This window comes from Promicromonospora sp. NPDC090134 (assembly GCF_044746965.1).
Lineage (GTDB): Bacteria > Actinomycetota > Actinomycetes > Actinomycetales > Cellulomonadaceae > Promicromonospora.
On sequence record NZ_JBIVCZ010000017.1, the window covers coordinates 35,376 to 49,880 of the forward strand.

The 14,505-nt window shown below is 70.7% G+C and carries 13 protein-coding genes; 9 read left to right on the plus strand and 4 right to left on the minus strand.

The genetic code is table 11. From position 1 onward, the window contains the following. The first annotated feature begins 16 nt into the window (after positions 1–16). From trpS to ACIPN7_RS29000, 3 genes are read left to right on the plus strand one after another with little or no spacing between them, the layout of a single operon-like run. Positions 17–1,090, plus strand: coding sequence for a tryptophan--tRNA ligase (trpS, locus tag ACIPN7_RS28990; RefSeq protein WP_400550542.1), 1,074 nt, complete (start codon positions 17–19; stop codon positions 1,088–1,090). Continuing rightward, positions 1,087–1,626, plus strand: a complete 540-nt coding sequence (locus ACIPN7_RS28995) for a 2'-5' RNA ligase family protein (RefSeq protein ID WP_400550544.1) — start codon at positions 1,087–1,089, stop codon at positions 1,624–1,626. Before trpS ends, ACIPN7_RS28995 begins: the two co-directional genes overlap by 4 nt. Before the next feature lie 10 nt (positions 1,627–1,636). Further along, entirely contained in the window at positions 1,637–2,578 is a 942-nt protein-coding gene (locus tag ACIPN7_RS29000) for a YihY/virulence factor BrkB family protein (RefSeq protein ID WP_400550546.1), read from the plus strand. Between the two features lie 83 nt (positions 2,579–2,661). Here the strand turns inward: ACIPN7_RS29000 and ACIPN7_RS29005 are convergent, their stop codons facing one another. From ACIPN7_RS29005 to sdhC, 4 genes are all read right to left on the minus strand, one after another. Continuing rightward, the gene (locus ACIPN7_RS29005) at positions 2,662–3,423 is read right to left on the minus strand and encodes a succinate dehydrogenase iron-sulfur subunit (protein WP_400550548.1); all 762 of its coding nucleotides are present in this window, start codon (positions 3,421–3,423) and stop codon (positions 2,662–2,664) included. Continuing rightward, positions 3,423–5,255, minus strand: coding sequence for a succinate dehydrogenase flavoprotein subunit (gene sdhA / locus ACIPN7_RS29010; protein ID WP_400550550.1), 1,833 nt, complete (start codon positions 5,253–5,255; stop codon positions 3,423–3,425). The genes ACIPN7_RS29005 and sdhA overlap by 1 nt, the downstream gene beginning before the upstream one ends. 68 nt (positions 5,256–5,323) lie before the next feature. After that, complete coding sequence (locus ACIPN7_RS29015) at positions 5,324–5,788, minus strand: succinate dehydrogenase hydrophobic membrane anchor subunit (protein ID WP_285102741.1); 465 nt, start codon at positions 5,786–5,788, stop codon at positions 5,324–5,326. Further along, complete coding sequence (gene sdhC / locus ACIPN7_RS29020) at positions 5,788–6,171, minus strand: succinate dehydrogenase, cytochrome b556 subunit (RefSeq protein ID WP_400550552.1); 384 nt, start codon at positions 6,169–6,171, stop codon at positions 5,788–5,790. The genes ACIPN7_RS29015 and sdhC overlap by 1 nt, the downstream gene beginning before the upstream one ends. A gap of 270 nt (positions 6,172–6,441) precedes the next feature. Here sdhC and ACIPN7_RS29025 point away from each other — a divergent pair, with 270 nt between their 5' ends. The 6 genes from ACIPN7_RS29025 to ACIPN7_RS29050 all read left to right on the plus strand — a co-directional run bounded on the left by ACIPN7_RS29025 (position 6,442) and on the right by ACIPN7_RS29050 (position 14,504). Further along, positions 6,442–7,575 carry a mannose-1-phosphate guanylyltransferase gene (locus tag ACIPN7_RS29025; RefSeq protein ID WP_400550554.1) on the plus strand — a complete coding sequence of 378 codons (1,134 nt, stop codon included), beginning with the start codon at positions 6,442–6,444 and terminating at the stop codon, positions 7,573–7,575. 160 nt (positions 7,576–7,735) lie between these two features. Continuing rightward, positions 7,736–8,965, plus strand: a complete 1,230-nt coding sequence (locus tag ACIPN7_RS29030) for an amidohydrolase (protein ID WP_400550594.1) — start codon at positions 7,736–7,738, stop codon at positions 8,963–8,965. 154 nt (positions 8,966–9,119) lie between these two features. Then, positions 9,120–10,202, plus strand: coding sequence for a BMP family protein (locus ACIPN7_RS29035; RefSeq protein WP_400550556.1), 1,083 nt, complete (start codon positions 9,120–9,122; stop codon positions 10,200–10,202). 134 nt (positions 10,203–10,336) lie between these two features. After that, positions 10,337–11,860: an ABC transporter ATP-binding protein gene (locus ACIPN7_RS29040; protein ID WP_400550558.1), complete on the plus strand. Its 1,524-nt coding sequence runs from the start codon at positions 10,337–10,339 to the stop codon at positions 11,858–11,860. Beyond that, a complete protein-coding gene (locus ACIPN7_RS29045) occupies positions 11,857–13,209 on the plus strand; it encodes an ABC transporter permease (RefSeq protein ID WP_400550560.1) in 1,353 nt (450 codons plus the stop codon). Before ACIPN7_RS29040 ends, ACIPN7_RS29045 begins: the two co-directional genes overlap by 4 nt. Then, a complete protein-coding gene (locus ACIPN7_RS29050) occupies positions 13,206–14,504 on the plus strand; it encodes an ABC transporter permease (protein WP_400550562.1) in 1,299 nt (432 codons plus the stop codon). Before ACIPN7_RS29045 ends, ACIPN7_RS29050 begins: the two co-directional genes overlap by 4 nt. Position 14,505 lies beyond the last annotated feature (1 nt).

Genomic DNA, 14,505 nt, shown 5'->3' on the forward strand with positions numbered 1-14,505 from the left:
TGCCAGAATGTTGGCCATGTCGTCCCACACCCCGACCGCGCCGGACACTGCTGCCGTGGCCGACCACCCCACCCGGAAGCGCATCTTCTCCGGGATGCAGCCGACCGACGGCTCGCTCCACCTGGGCAACTACATCGGTGCCCTGTCCCAGTGGATCGCGCTGCAGGACTCCTACGACGCGCTCTACTGCGTCGTCGACCTGCACGCGCTGACGGTCAACCCCGACCCGGCGCTGCTGCGCGAGCGCACCCGTCGCACCGCGGCGCAGTACCTGGCCGGCGGCATCGACCCGGAGCGGTCCACCCTCTTCGTGCAGTCGCACGTGGCGGCGCACGCCGAGCTGGCGTGGCTGCTGAGCTGCCAGACCGGGTTCGGCGAGGCCGGGCGCATGACGCAGTTCAAGGACAAGTCCGCGAAGCAGGGCAGCGAGGGCACCACCGTCGGGCTCTTCACCTACCCCGTGCTGATGGCGGCCGACATCCTGCTCTACGACGCCGGCCTGGTCCCCGTGGGCGAGGACCAGCGCCAGCACCTGGAGCTCACCCGGGACCTCGCGGAGCGGCTGAACACCCGCTTCGGCGCGGGGACCGCGGTCGTGCCGGACGCGCACATCGTCAAGGCCGTGGCGAAGATCCAGGACCTGCAGGACCCCAGCGCCAAGATGAGCAAGTCCAGCGCGGGCGGCAAGGGCGTCGTCTGGCTGCTGGAGGACCCCAAGAAGGCGGTCAAGGCCATCAAGTCGGCCGTGACCGACGCCGACGAGTCGTACGGCGTGCGCTTCGACCCCGCCGAGAAGCCGGGCATCTCGAACCTGCTGACGATCTTCTCGGCCGTGACCGGCCGCGACATCGACGCGATCGCCCAGGAGTACGACGGCCGCGGCTACGGCTACCTCAAGGTGGACCTGGCCGACGCCGTCGTCGCGTTCCTCGAGCCGTTCCAGGCCCGGGCCGACACGTACCTCGCGGACCCCGCGCAGCTCGACAAGGTGCTGGCCGACGGCGCCGACCGGGCTCGCGCGATCGCCCGCCCGGTGCTGGACCGGATGTACGAACGGTTCGGGCTGCTGCCCGCGCGAGGCGAACGGTGAACCTCCCCGAGCGCGGACCGGGCCAGGTCCGCATCGGGATCGCGATCGAGATCCCGGAGCCCTACGCCGCGCAGCTCAGCGCGGCGCGGGTGGCTGCCGACGACCCGCTCGCGAACTTCATCCCTCCGCACATCACGCTGCTGGGACCCACGCTGCTCGACGCCGGGCGGCTCGCCGAGGCGCGGGACCACCTGGCCTCGGTGGCCGCCGCCGCGCCGCCGTTCACCGTGCGGCTGCGCGGCACGGCCACCTTCCGGCCCATCTCGCCGGTGGTGTTCGTGGCCCTGGCCCAGGGCATCTCCGAGTGCGAGCGGCTCGAGGCGAGCGTGCGCTCGGGGATCCTGGACGGCGAGCTGCGGTTCAACTACCACCCGCACGTGACCATCGCGCACGAGGTGCCGGACGCCGACCTGGACAAGGCGTTCGAGGCGATGGCGGACTACTCCGCGGACTTCGACGTCGACCGGTTCTACCAGTACGAGCACGGCGACGACGGGATCTGGCGACCACAGGCGGCGTTCCCCCTCGGCGTCTAGTCTCGTCGCGATGAGACGGCTGATCGAGTGGGGGCGGGCGCTCTGGGCGCGCTGGGAGGCGACCCGTCCCGGCCGGGCACTGACCCGGTTCAACACGGCGAACGGCGCCGTGCTCAGCGGAGGCATGGCCTACGCCGCCCTGTTCTCCCTGTTCGCGGCCCTCGCGATCGGCTACACCGTGTTCGTGCGGGTGCTCGGCGGCGACGCCGACCTGCGGGCCGCGGTGCTGGACCAGATCGACACGTGGATCCCAGGGCTGGTGGACACCGGCAGCGGCGGGGTGCTGTCGCCGACGGACCTCGTGATCTCCACCGGCCTGAGCTGGACCTCGGCCGTGGCGGCGCTGGTGCTGCTGTGGTCCGCCACGAACTTCATGGGCGCCCTGCGTACGTCGGTGCAGGCGATGTTCGGGGAGACGGACGGCCACGGCAACCCGGTGACCGACCGCCTGCGGCAGCTCTTCGGGTTCGTGCTGCTCGGCGTCGGCGTGCTCGTCACGGCGGCGGCCAGCGTGGCGGTCTCGGCGGCGGTGCCCTGGACGCTGGAGAGCCTCGGCCTGGACGGTGGCGCGGTGTCCTTCGCGGTACGCGTCGGAGGGGCGCTGGTGACCCTGGCGCTGGACGCGATCGTCGTGGCCGCCGTGGTCCGGTACGTGGGCGGCGTGCGGCCCGCCTGGCGGGACCTGCTGCTCGGCTCGCTCGCGGTCGGAGTCGTTGCCGGCGCGCTGCGCTACCTCGGCACCGAGGTGATCTCGAATGCCGCCGCCCGCAACGCCCTGCTGGCGTCGTTCGCGGTGGTGGTGACCATCCTGGTTCTGGTCAACCTGCTGGCCAGGGTCCTGCTCATGGCCTGCGCCTGGATGGCCGACCCCGAGCCTCCTGCCGGGCGAGGGGATGCGGACGGCTCGCCGACAGAAGAGCCGCGGGCGGAAGGTAGTGGCGGCCGGCCGTAAAGCCGTAGCGGAGCGCCCCCTGGGGCGCGTGAGCGAGGCCGGCCGCCACTACCTTCCGCCCGCGGCGGAAGCAGCGCGAGAGCTCAGAATGCCCGAGTGATCATGGCGCGCTTGACCTCCTGGATCGCCTTCGTCACCTCGATGCCACGGGGGCACGCCTCGGTGCAGTTGAAGGTCGTGCGGCAGCGCCACACGCCCTCCTTGTCGTTGAGGATCTCCAGGCGCTGCGTGCCACCCTCGTCGCGGCTGTCGAAGATGAAGCGGTGCGCGTTCACGATCGCGGCCGGGCCGAAGTACTGGCCGTCCGTCCAGAACACCGGGCAGGACGACGTGCACGCGGCGCACAGGATGCACTTGGTGGTGTCGTCGAACTTGGCGCGGTCCTCGGGGGACTGGTAGCGCTCCTTGGACGGCTCGTTCCCGGAGGTGATGAGGAACGGCATGATCTCGCGGTAGGAGGCGAAGAACGGCTCCATGTCCACGACGAGGTCCTTGACGACCGGCAGGCCCTTGATGGGCTCGACCGTGATCGGCTTGTCCGGGTTGACGTCCTTCAGGAGCGTCTTGCAGGCCAGGCGGTTACGGCCGTTGATCCGCATCGCGTCCGACCCGCACACCCCGTGCGCGCACGAGCGCCGGAACGTGAGCGAGCCGTCCTCGTCCCACTTGATCTTGTGCAGGGCGTCGAGGATGCGGTCGGTGCCGTGCGCCTCGACGGTGAAGTCCTGCCAGGTGGCCTCGTCGGACACCTCGGGGTTGTAGCGCCGGATGCGCAGCGTGACGGTGAACGAGGGGATCTCGCCCGCGGCGGGGGTGGGGGCGGCGGCTTCGAGTGTGGCAGTCATCAGTACTTACGCTCCATCGGCTCGTACCGGGTCTGGACGACGGGCTTGGAGCCCAGGACGACCTTGTAGCCGTCGAACTCCTCGACGTGGTCGAAGTAGCCCTCGACGTGACCCTCGGCCTGGTCGGACGCCGCGGTGGGGCGCCGGTAGGCCATGGTGTGCAGCATGTAGTTGGCGTCGTCGCGGTTCGGGAAGTCCTCGCGGTAGTGACCGCCGCGCGACTCCTTGCGGTTGATCGCCGCGACCACGGTGACCTCGGCGATGTCGAGCAGGAAGCCCAGCTCGATCGCCTCCAGCAGGTCGGTGTTGAAGAGCTTGCCCTTGTCCTGGACGGACGCGTTGCGGTAGCGCTTCTGCAGCTCGCGGATGTCGCCCAGGGCCGCGTTCAGCGAGTCGCCCGTACGGAACACCTGGGCGTTGAGGTCCATGGTGTCCTGCAGCGCCTTGCGGATGTCCGCCACACGCTCGCCGTGGGGCCGGTTGCGCATCTCGTCGAGCTGTTCGACCACGCGGACGGTCGGGTCCTCGGGGAGGTCGTGGAACGTCGCCGTCCTGGCATACGCGGCGGCCGCGCGGCCGGAGCGCTTGCCGAACACGTTGATGTCGAGCAGCGAGTTGGTGCCGAGGCGGTTGGAACCGTGCACGGACACGCAGGCGACCTCACCGGCGGCGTAGAGGCCCTTGACGACGTTGACGCCGTCGCGGAGCACCTCGCCCAGGATGTTGGTCGGCACGCCCCCCATGGCGTAGTGCGCCGTGGGGTACACCGGGACGGGCTCGGTGTAGGGCTCGATGCCGAGGTAGGTGCGCGCGAACTCGGTGATGTCCGGGAGCTTGGCGTCGATGTGCGCCGGCTCCAGGTGCGTCAGGTCGAGCAGCACGTAGTCCTTGTTCGGACCGGCGCCGCGGCCCTCGCGGACCTCGTTCGCCATGGACCGGGCGACGATGTCGCGCGGCGCGAGGTCCTTGATGGTGGGGGCGTAGCGCTCCATGAAACGCTCGCCCTCGGAGTTGCGCAGGATGCCGCCCTCGCCGCGGGCGGCCTCCGACAGGAGGATGCCCAGGCCCGCGAGGCCCGTCGGGTGGAACTGGAAGAACTCCATGTCCTCCAGCGGCAGGCCGCGGCGGTACGCCAGCGCCATGCCGTCACCAGTCAGGGTGTGCGCGTTCGAGGTGGTCTTGAAGATCTTCCCGGCGCCGCCCGTGGCGAAGATGATCGCCTTGGCCTGGAACACGTGGATCTCGCCGGTGGCCAGGTCGTAGGCGACCACGCCGGTGGCGTTGACCTCCTCGCCGTCCGCGATCTCCTCGGTGGTGAGGTCGTGGTCGGTGATGAGGTCCAGCACGTAGAACTCGTTGAAGAACTCGACGTCCTGCTTGACGCAGTTCTGGTAGAGCGTCTGGAGGATCATGTGGCCGGTGCGGTCGGCGGCGTAGCACGCGCGGCGCACGGCGGACTGGCCGTGGTCCCGGGTGTGCCCGCCGAACCGGCGCTGGTCGATCTTGCCCTCGGGGGTGCGGTTGAACGGGAGGCCCATCCGCTCCAGGTCGAGGACCGACTCGATGGCTTCCTTCGCGAGGATCTCGGCCGCGTCCTGGTCGACGAGGTAGTCGCCGCCCTTGACGGTGTCGAAGGTGTGCCATTCCCAGTTGTCGTCCTCGACGTTGGCGAGGGCCGCGGCCATGCCGCCCTGGGCGGCACCCGTGTGGGAGCGGGTGGGGTACAGCTTGGAGATCACCGCGGTGCGGGCCTCCTTCGACGACTCGAGGGCGGCGCGCATTCCTGCGCCGCCGGCGCCGACGATCACGACGTCGTACTGATGGGTCTGCATCGGGCTCGATGCCTCCTGCTATGAGGTTCGGAGTGTGGGGCTGGGGGTGTGCCGGTCGTGCGGGAGCGCTAGGCCGTGCAGAAGGAGGCGAGCAGCTCTGCGGGGGCGTCCGGGGGGCACGGGTCGAACGTGAAGATCACGAGGGTGCCGAGCACGACCACGACGGTGAACGCGAGGAGCAGCAGGCCCTTGAGGATGCCGCGCGTCAGGTCCCGCGTCGCGTAGTCGTTGATGATGGTGCGCACGCCGTTGGTGCCGTGGATCATCGCGAGCCACAGCATGAGCAGGTCCCAGACCTGCCACAGCGGGCTCGCCCACTTGCCGGCAACGAAGCCGAAGTCGATGGCGTGCACTCCGTCGCCGACCATCAGGTTCACGAACAGGTGCCCGAAGATCAGGACGATCAGCACCACACCGGACGCCCGCATGAAGACCCAGGAGTACAGCTCGTAGTTGCCGCGCGTCGTCTTGCGGCGCGCGTACGGGGAGCGGGGGGAGTCGATCTTGGCCACCGCAGCGGTTCCGTGTGCCATCAGTGACCCCCGGTGAAGACGTTGACGAGGTGGCGCGGCAGGAAGCCCGCCATGGTCACGACGAAGAGGCCGACGACGACCCACAGCATGACCTTCTGGTACTTGGGGCCCTTGGCCCAGAAGTCCACCAGGATGATGCGGATGCCGTTGAAGGCGTGGAAGACGATCGCGGCCACGAGCCCGGCCTCGCCGAGCCCCATGATCGGGGTCTGGTACGTGCCGATCGCGGCGTTGTACGCCTCGGGGGACACGCGCACCAGGGCTGTGTCGAGCACGTGCACGAGCAAGAAGAAGAAGATCAGCACGCCGGTCACGCGGTGCGCGACCCACGACCACATGCCTTCGCGGCCGCGGTACAACGTGCCTGCTGGTGCGGTGGGCACTTCGGGAGCCTCCTATGGCTGTCCGGCTGGGGGGTGGCTGGTCCCCACTGTAATGACAAAGGTTCGCCTCGATCGCCGCCCGGCAGCCCTCGCGGGCATCAAGACACGGCATTTGTGACTGATCCCACAGGGGAGATGTCGTGGCTTCGGGCACCCGTCAGGTTGCTCGTGCGTTGCTGCCCGGACCCGCCCCTGGGATCAGCCAGGGTTCGCCCGGATCTCGGCGAGTTTTGGCTGCGGGAACCTTGTCCGACTGACATCCTGCGGGGCATGACTTCGGCCGCCGCCCTATCGTCCCCGATCGACGACTTCTTCGCAGTGGTACCCGCCGGTGGGTCCGGCACCCGGCTCTGGCCGCTGTCGCGCGGCGGGGAGCCCAAGTTCCTGCACGACCTCGTGGGATCGGGCCAGTCCCTGCTCCAGGCCACCGAGCGCCGGCTGCGCCCGCTGGCGGGTCCTGACGGCGTGGTCCTGGTCACCGGGGAGCAGCACGTCGCGGCCTGCCGCGCGCAGCTCCCGGGGCTGTCGGACGACGCGGTGCTCGCCGAGCCGTCGCCGCGCGAGTCCATGGCGGCGATCGGGCTGGCGGCGGCCGTCCTGGAGAAGCGGCACGGCGACGTGGTGATCGGCTCGTTCGCCGCCGACCACGTGATCCACGGGACGCGCGCGTTCGAGCTGGCGGTCCGCGAGGCCGTGGCCGCCGCGCGCGGGGGCTACGTCACCACCGTCGGGATCGCGGCGTCGCGGCCGTCGACCGCCTTCGGGTACGTGCGCTCGGGCGAGCCGCTCGGCATCGAGGGCGCGCCGCACACGCTGCACGTGCGCGGGTTCACCGAGAAGCCGGACGCCGCCACCGCGCGCACCTACCTCGCGTCGGGCGAGTACCGCTGGAACGCGGGCATGTTCGTCTCGCGCACCTCCGTGCTGCTGGGGCACCTCGCCGAGCAGCGGCCCGCGCTGCACGACGGCCTGCGGACCGTCGCCGACGCGTGGGACACCCCGCGCCGCGCGGCGGTGCTCGCGGAGGTGTGGCCGGGCCTGGAGAAGATCGCGATCGACCACGCGGTGGCCGAGCCGGTCGCCGAGGCGGGCGGCGTCGCCGTCGTGCCGGGGACGTTCGGCTGGGACGACGTCGGGGACTACAACTCGCTGGCCGTGCTCCTGCCGGCCGACGACGACCGCGGCGCCAAGGTGCTCGGCGACCCGCGCGACGTGCTGCGCATCGAGAGCGCCGGCTCCGTGGTGGTGCCGGCGTCCGGCCGGCTGGTGACGGTGCTGGGGCTGGACGACGTCGTCGTCGTGGACACGCCCGACGCGCTCCTGGTGACCACGCGCGCGCGTGCGCAGCAGGTCAAGGACGTGGTCGCCGCGGTCCGCGAACGGGGTAGGGAGGATCTGCTCTGAATCAAGGATCTTTCCCCGATGTCTCACAGTTGTCCGCATGGTGGGACGCATCGCCCGCTGCTGTGTCTCGCGGGGCGGACGGCGCTACCGTGAGTGCGTGAACCCGACCCAGCAGCCCGTCAGCATCGACGACTTCGATCAGATCGTTTCGCACGATCAGATGCCGGTCGGGGACGTGCCCGGGGGGAACGCGACGGACGTCGTCGCAGGCCTGGCGGCCCGCGTGGGCGAGCTGGCCGACGGGTTCGACGCGGAGCTGGTCGCGTTCCGCCGCGACGTGCACCGGCACCCCGAGCTGTCGCGCCAGGAGATCCGCACCTCCGCGCTGCTGGTCGAGCGACTGCGGGCCGCCGGGCTGGACCCGCGCCCGCTGCCGACGGGCTCCGGCCTGGTCTGCGACATCGGCCCCGACCACGGGCCCGACGGCGAGGGCCGGGTGGGCCTGCGCGCCGACCTCGACGCGCTGCCGCTGCACGAGACGAGCGGCGTGGAGTTCGCCTCGACCCGGCCGGGCGTGGCCCACGCCTGCGGGCACGACGTGCACACGACCGTGGTGCTCGGCGCGGGCCTCGTGCTCGCTCGCCTCCAGGAGGAGGGGCGGCTCGCCCGCGGCGTCCGGCTCTTCTTCCAGCCCGCCGAGGAAGTCTTCCCGGGCGGCGCGGAGGACATCATCAACAAGACCTCCGAGCTGGACGGCGTGGACCGCATGGCCGCGCTGCACTGCGACCCGAAGTTCGACGTCGGCCACGTGGGTACCCGTATCGGCCCCATCACGTCGGCGAGCGACTCCGTCATGGTGACCATCTCGTCGCCCGGCGGCCACACCTCCCGCCCGCACCTCACCGGCGACGTCGTGTTCGCGCTCGGCCAGGTCATCACGCAGACGCCCGCCGTGCTCGGCCGGCGGCTGGACCCCCGCTCGGGCGTGAACCTCACGTGGGGCGCGGTCCAGGCGGGCTCGACGCCCAACGCGATCCCGTCCACCGGCATCCTGAAGGGCACGCTGCGCTGCCTCGACGTCCGCGCGTGGGAGAAGGCCGGTGAGCTGGTCCGCGAGGCCGTGGAGCAGGTCGTGGCCCCGTATCAGGTGGACATCTCGGTGACCGTGACGCACGGCGTGCCGCCCGTCGAGAACGAGGCGGAGGCCACCGGCGACCTCGAGGCGGCGATCCGGGACGCCGTCGGGCCCGACGCCGTGCAGCTCACCGAGCAGTCGATGGGCGGCGAGGACTTCGCCTGGTTCCTGCGCAAGGTGCCCGGCACCATGGCGCGGCTCGGCGTGCGGACGCCCGGCGGCCGCACCTATGACCTGCACCAGGGTGACCTGGTCGTGGACGAGCGGGCGATCGGCGTGGGCGTAAGGACACTCGCCCAGTTCGCTGCCTCCTGAGCGAGAACTGTTGCTGTCGATGACGCTTCGGTAACGACTTACTCCGGTTACCGTCTCGAAACGCGAAATGCCAGATGCGCTGGCTACCCTCGGTGCGGTATAGGGCTCCAGATCCGTCTGGAACGTCGCCCTCAGGATCATCGAAGGAGCACCAGTGAAGAAGGCTGTCTGGCTCACCGCCCTTGCGGGAGCAACGGCGCTCGCGCTCTCGGCGTGCGGCGCCGCCCCGGAGGAGTCCACCGGTGGCGAGAGTGCCGCCGCCAGTGACTTCAAGCCCTGCATCGTCTCGGACGCCGGCGGGTTCGACGACAAGAGCTTCAACCAGCTCAGCTTCGAGGGTGCGACGGCTGCGGCCGAAGAGCTCGGCACGGAGCTCGTCGACGTCCAGTCGACGTCCGAGAGCGACTACAAGGGCAACGTCGAGTCCCTCGTGGCCGAGGGCTGCAACGCCATCGTCACGGTCGGCTTCGCGCTGTCCGCCACCACCGTCGAGTCGGCCACGGCCAACCCGGACATCGACTACATCCTGGTCGACGACGCCGCGGACGCGGACTTCGACGGCACCGCCGACGCCGAGAACATCAAGCCGCTGCTGTACGACACGGCGCAGGCCGCGTTCCTCGCCGGCTACCTCGCCGCGGGCTACTCGGAGGCCGGCAAGGTCGGCACGTTCGGTGGCATGGACTTCCCGACCGTCACCATCTTCATGGACGGCTTCAAGCAGGGCGTCGACTACTACAACGAGACCAAGGGCGAGAACGTCGAGCTCGTCGGCTGGGACGGCAAGAAGGGCTCGTTCACGGGCGGCTTCGCGGCCGACCCGGCGGCCAAGCAGACCGCGCAGAACGTCCTGGACCAGGGCGTCGACGTGATCCTCCCCGTCGGTGGCCCGATCTACCAGTCCGCCATGGACGCCATCGCCGACTCCGGTGAGGACGTCGCCCTGATCGGTGTGGACGCCGACTTCTTCGAGTCGGACCCGACCACCCAGGACCTGGTCCTCACCTCGATCCTCAAGGGGATGGACGTCTCCACCCAGGAGGCCGTGGTCGCGTCGGGCAACGACGAGTTCGACCCGACCCCGTACGTCGGCACCCTCGAGAACGGCGGCGTGGACATCGCGCCGCTGCACAACTTCGAGGACAAGGTGGACCCGGCCCTGTGGGAAGAGGTCCAGGCCCTCAGGGAGTCGATCATCGCCGGTGACGTCGCGGTGGAGTCCTACCTCGCCGAGTGACCCGCGGGTCACGGCCGTGGACGGCTGATCGGTCGACGGCCGAGACTTGACGCAAGATGGTCCCGGGGGGCACGGCGCACGCCGTGTGCCCCGGGACCTGTCATGAGCAGGACCCCCTGTCGGGAAGGATTCCTATGCGGCTCGAGCTGCGCGGCATCACCAAGCGCTTCGGCGCGCTCGTCGCGAACGACCACATCGACCTGGTGGTGCAGCCAGGCGAGATCCATTCGCTCCTGGGCGAGAACGGGGCGGGCAAGTCCACCCTGATGAACGTGCTGTACGGCCTGTACGAGGCCGACGAGGGCGAGATCCTCCTGGACGACGTCGTCCAGGACTTCGCCGGCCCGGGCGACGCCATGGGTGCGGGCATCGGCATGGTGCACCAGCACTTCATGCTCGTGCCCGTCTTCACCGTGGCGGAGAACGTCATGCTCGGTCACGAGCAGACGCGCGGCGGCGGCCGCCTCGACCTGGAGGCGGCCCGCGCCCAGGTACGCGAGATCTCCGCCCGCTTCGGCTTCCACGTGGACCCCGACGCCGTGGTCGAGGACCTGCCCGTGGGCGTGCAGCAGCGGGTCGAGATCATCAAGGCGCTCTCCCGGAACGCCGACGTGCTGGTCTTCGACGAGCCGACCGCGGTGCTCACGCCGCAGGAGACCGACGAGCTGATGGCGATCATGCGCCAGCTGCGCGACGAGGGCTCCGCGATCGTGTTCATCACCCACAAGCTGCGCGAGGTCCGCGCCGTGGCCGACCGCATCACGGTGATCCGGCACGGCAAGGTCGTGGGCGAGGCCAGCCCGACGGCGTCGGACGCGGAGCTCGCCTCCCTGATGGTGGGCCGCGCCGTCGAGCTGACCGTGCAGAAGGACGTGCCCACCCTGCGCGAGAACGCGCTGCAGGTCAGCAACCTCGTGGTCACCAGCGAGACCGGCGTGGTCGTGGTCGACGACGTCACCTTCGAGGTGCGTGGCGGCGAGGTGCTCGTCGTGGCGGGCGTGCAGGGCAACGGCCAGACGGAGCTCACCGAGGCCCTCATCGGCCTGGAGGGCGACGTGTCCGGCAGCATCAGGCTCGACGGCAAGGAGCTGGTGGGCCGGTCGGTGCGCCGCATCCTCGACGAGGGCGTGGGTTTCGTACCCGAGGACCGGACGCTCGACGGCTTGATCGGCGAGTTCACCATCGCCGAGAACCTCATGCTCGACCGTTCCGACGGTCCGCCGTTCGTGAAGGGCGGAGCGCTGCAGCTCGCCTTCCGCGACCGGTTCGCCGACGAGAAGGTCGCCGAGTTCGACGTCCGCACGCAGGGCATCACGACGCCGGTGGGCCGGCTGTCGGGCGGCAACCAGCAGAAGGTGGTGCTCGCCCGCGAGCTGTCCCGCGACCTGCGGCTGTTCGTCGCGGCGCAACCGACGCGCGGGGTGGACGTGGGCTCCATCGAGTTCATCCACAAGCGGATCGTCGCCACGCGCGACGCCGGCGTGCCGGTGGTGGTGGTGTCCACCGAGCTGGACGAGGCGGTGGCCCTGGCCGACCGCATCATGGTGATGTACCGCGGCAAGGTGGTGGGCATCGTGCCCGCCGACACCCCGCGTGACGTGCTGGGCCTGATGATGGCGGGGATCTCGCCGGAAGACGCGAAGGGAGAGGTCGCGTGAGCGCGCCCGAACCGAGCTCGGGGAAGAACCCCGAGCAGGAGCCGGGCCTCGACCCCGGCACCGCCGAGGAGCTGGAGCAGGAGCGCGCCCGCGAGCTGGGCGCACCCGCCGGCGAGGAGGTGCAGGACACGGCCAGCCGCATGGCCAGGGCCCTGCAGCAGACGATGACCAGCTCCTGGACCGTGGCTCTCGGCGCCGTGCTGCTCGCCGTCGTCGCGGGCTCGATCATGATCGCCTTCACCGACGAGGAGGTGAAGGCGTCCGCGGTGTACTTCTTCGCGCGGCCGGTCGACACCTTCGTCGCGATCGGGCAGGCGGTCGGCGGCGCATACGCCGCCCTGTTCCGCGGTTCCGTGGTGAACCTGCAGGCGCCGGACTTCGTCACCGCGATCCGGCCGTTCACGGAGACGCTCAGCTACGCGACCCCGCTCATCGCGGCGGGGCTCGGCGTGGCGCTCGCGTTCCGGGCCGGCCTGTTCAACATCGGTGGTCAGGGACAGATGCTCGTGGCGGCCGCGGCGGCCGGCTGGGTGGGCTTCGGCGTCAGCGGGGTGCCCTTCCCGCTGCACCTGCTGCTGGCCCTCGTGGCCGGCATCGCGGCCGGCGCGGTGTGGGCCGGGATCGCGGGCCTGCTCAAGGCCCGCACCGGTGCGCACGAGGTGATCGTCACGATCATGCTCAACTACGTCGCGTACTACCTCATCTCCTACTTCCTGGCGACGCCGGGGCTGCTGCAGGCGCCCGGATCGTCCAACCCCAAGACGCCGCCGACCGCCGAGTCCGCCCAGCTGCCGAACCTGCTCGGCGACCGGTTCAACCTGACCTGGGGCTTCGTCCTGGCGGTGCTGGCCGTCGTCGGCGTGTGGTGGCTCCTGAACCGCTCGTCGACCGGCTTCGCGTTCCGCGCCGTGGGGGAGAACCCCCGCGCCGCGCGCGTGGCGGGCATCGACACCGGGCGCGCCACCATCAACTCCATGCTCGTGGCCGGCGGCCTCGTCGGCCTGGCCGGCGCCTCGCAGGTGCTGGGCGCCGTGACGACGGGCTTCAGCTCCGACATCGACGCCGGCATCGGGTTCGACGCCATCACCGTCGCGCTGCTCGGCGGGTCCAACCCGTGGGGCGTGCTCGCGGCGGGCATCCTGTTCGGCGCGTTCAAGGCGGGCGGCACCACCATGCAGGCCGCCGAGGGCGTCCCGAGCGACATCGTCCTCGTGGTCCAGTCGCTCATCGTGCTGTTCATCGCCGCGCCGCCGCTGGTGCGGGCCATCTTCCGGCTGCCCGACCCGAACCGGCGTCGGACACCGAAGAAGGCCAAGGCGGCCCGGAACCGGAAGGAGGCGGCCGCGTGAGCGCCGACCACCAGACCACCCAGCTCGACGCGCCGTTGTCGGAGACGACGCGCACCGTGACGGTCGTGTCGTGGAAGACGGCGGGCGTGCTGCTCACCGTGACCGTGCTGTACGCGCTCATGCTGCTCGCGGTGCCGCACTCGGGCGACACCAGGTTCCTGCTGTCCCAGCGCGGCGACTTCTTCCAGATCCCGGTGATCGTGGTGCCCGCGCTGGTGTTCGCCTGGGTGTGCGGCGCGGTGATGCTGGCGGTGACCGCCGTCGCCTTCGCGCTCACGGCGCGCGGGCGCCGGACGTCGGTCTGGCTCGTCGTGCTCTACTCCCTGGCCGGTCTGCTCGGCTTCCTGGCCTGGGCCGGTGCGGGCAGCCCCCGCGACCTGTCGATCGTGGGCCTGCTCGGCGGCGCCGTGCTGTGGTCCGTGCCGTTCGTCTACGGCGCGCTGGGCGGCGTGATCGGCGAGCGCGCGGGCGTCGTCAACATCGCGATCGAGGCGCAGCTGCTCGGCGCGGCGTTCACCGCGGCGATCGTCTCCTCGATCACGAACAGCGCGGTGGCCGGTCTGGTCGCGGCCGTGGTCGCGGGCGCGCTCGTGGCGCTCGTGCTCGGCGTGTTCGCCATCACCTACCACGTGAACCAGGTGATCGTCGGTGTGGTGCTCAACGTGCTGGTGGTCGGCCTGACCAGCTTCCTGTACTCGCAGGTGCTGGTGCCGAGCGCGGAGACGCTGAACTCGACCACGCGGTTCCAGTCCATCCCGATCCCGGTGCTGTCGGACATCCCCGTGATCGGTCCGGTCCTGTTCGACCAGCCGCTGCTCATCTACCTGATGTTCATCGCCGTGCCCACCGTCTGGTACACGCTGAACCGCACCCGCTGGGGCCTGCGCCTGCGTGCCGTGGGCGAGCACCCGAAGGCTGCCGACACCGTGGGCATCGACGTGGTGCGCACCCGGTACAACGCCGTGCTCGTCGCCGGTGCCGTGGCGGGCCTGGGCGGCGCGTTCTACACGACCGTCCAGCTCAGCCAGTTCGGCGAGAACATGACCGGGGGCGCGGGCTACATCGCCCTGGCCGCCGTCATCTTCGGCAAGTGGGACCCGGTGCGCGCAGCCTTCGCGGGCCTGCTGTTCGGCTTCGCGTCGAACCTGCAGAACGTGCTCTCCGTGGTCGGCTCGCCCGTACCGAGCCAGTTCATGCTCATGATCCCGTACGTCGTCACCCTGCTCGCCGTCGCGGGTCTCGTCGGGCGCTCGCGCCCGCCGGCCGCGTCGGGCGAGCCGTACGTCAAGGGGTGAG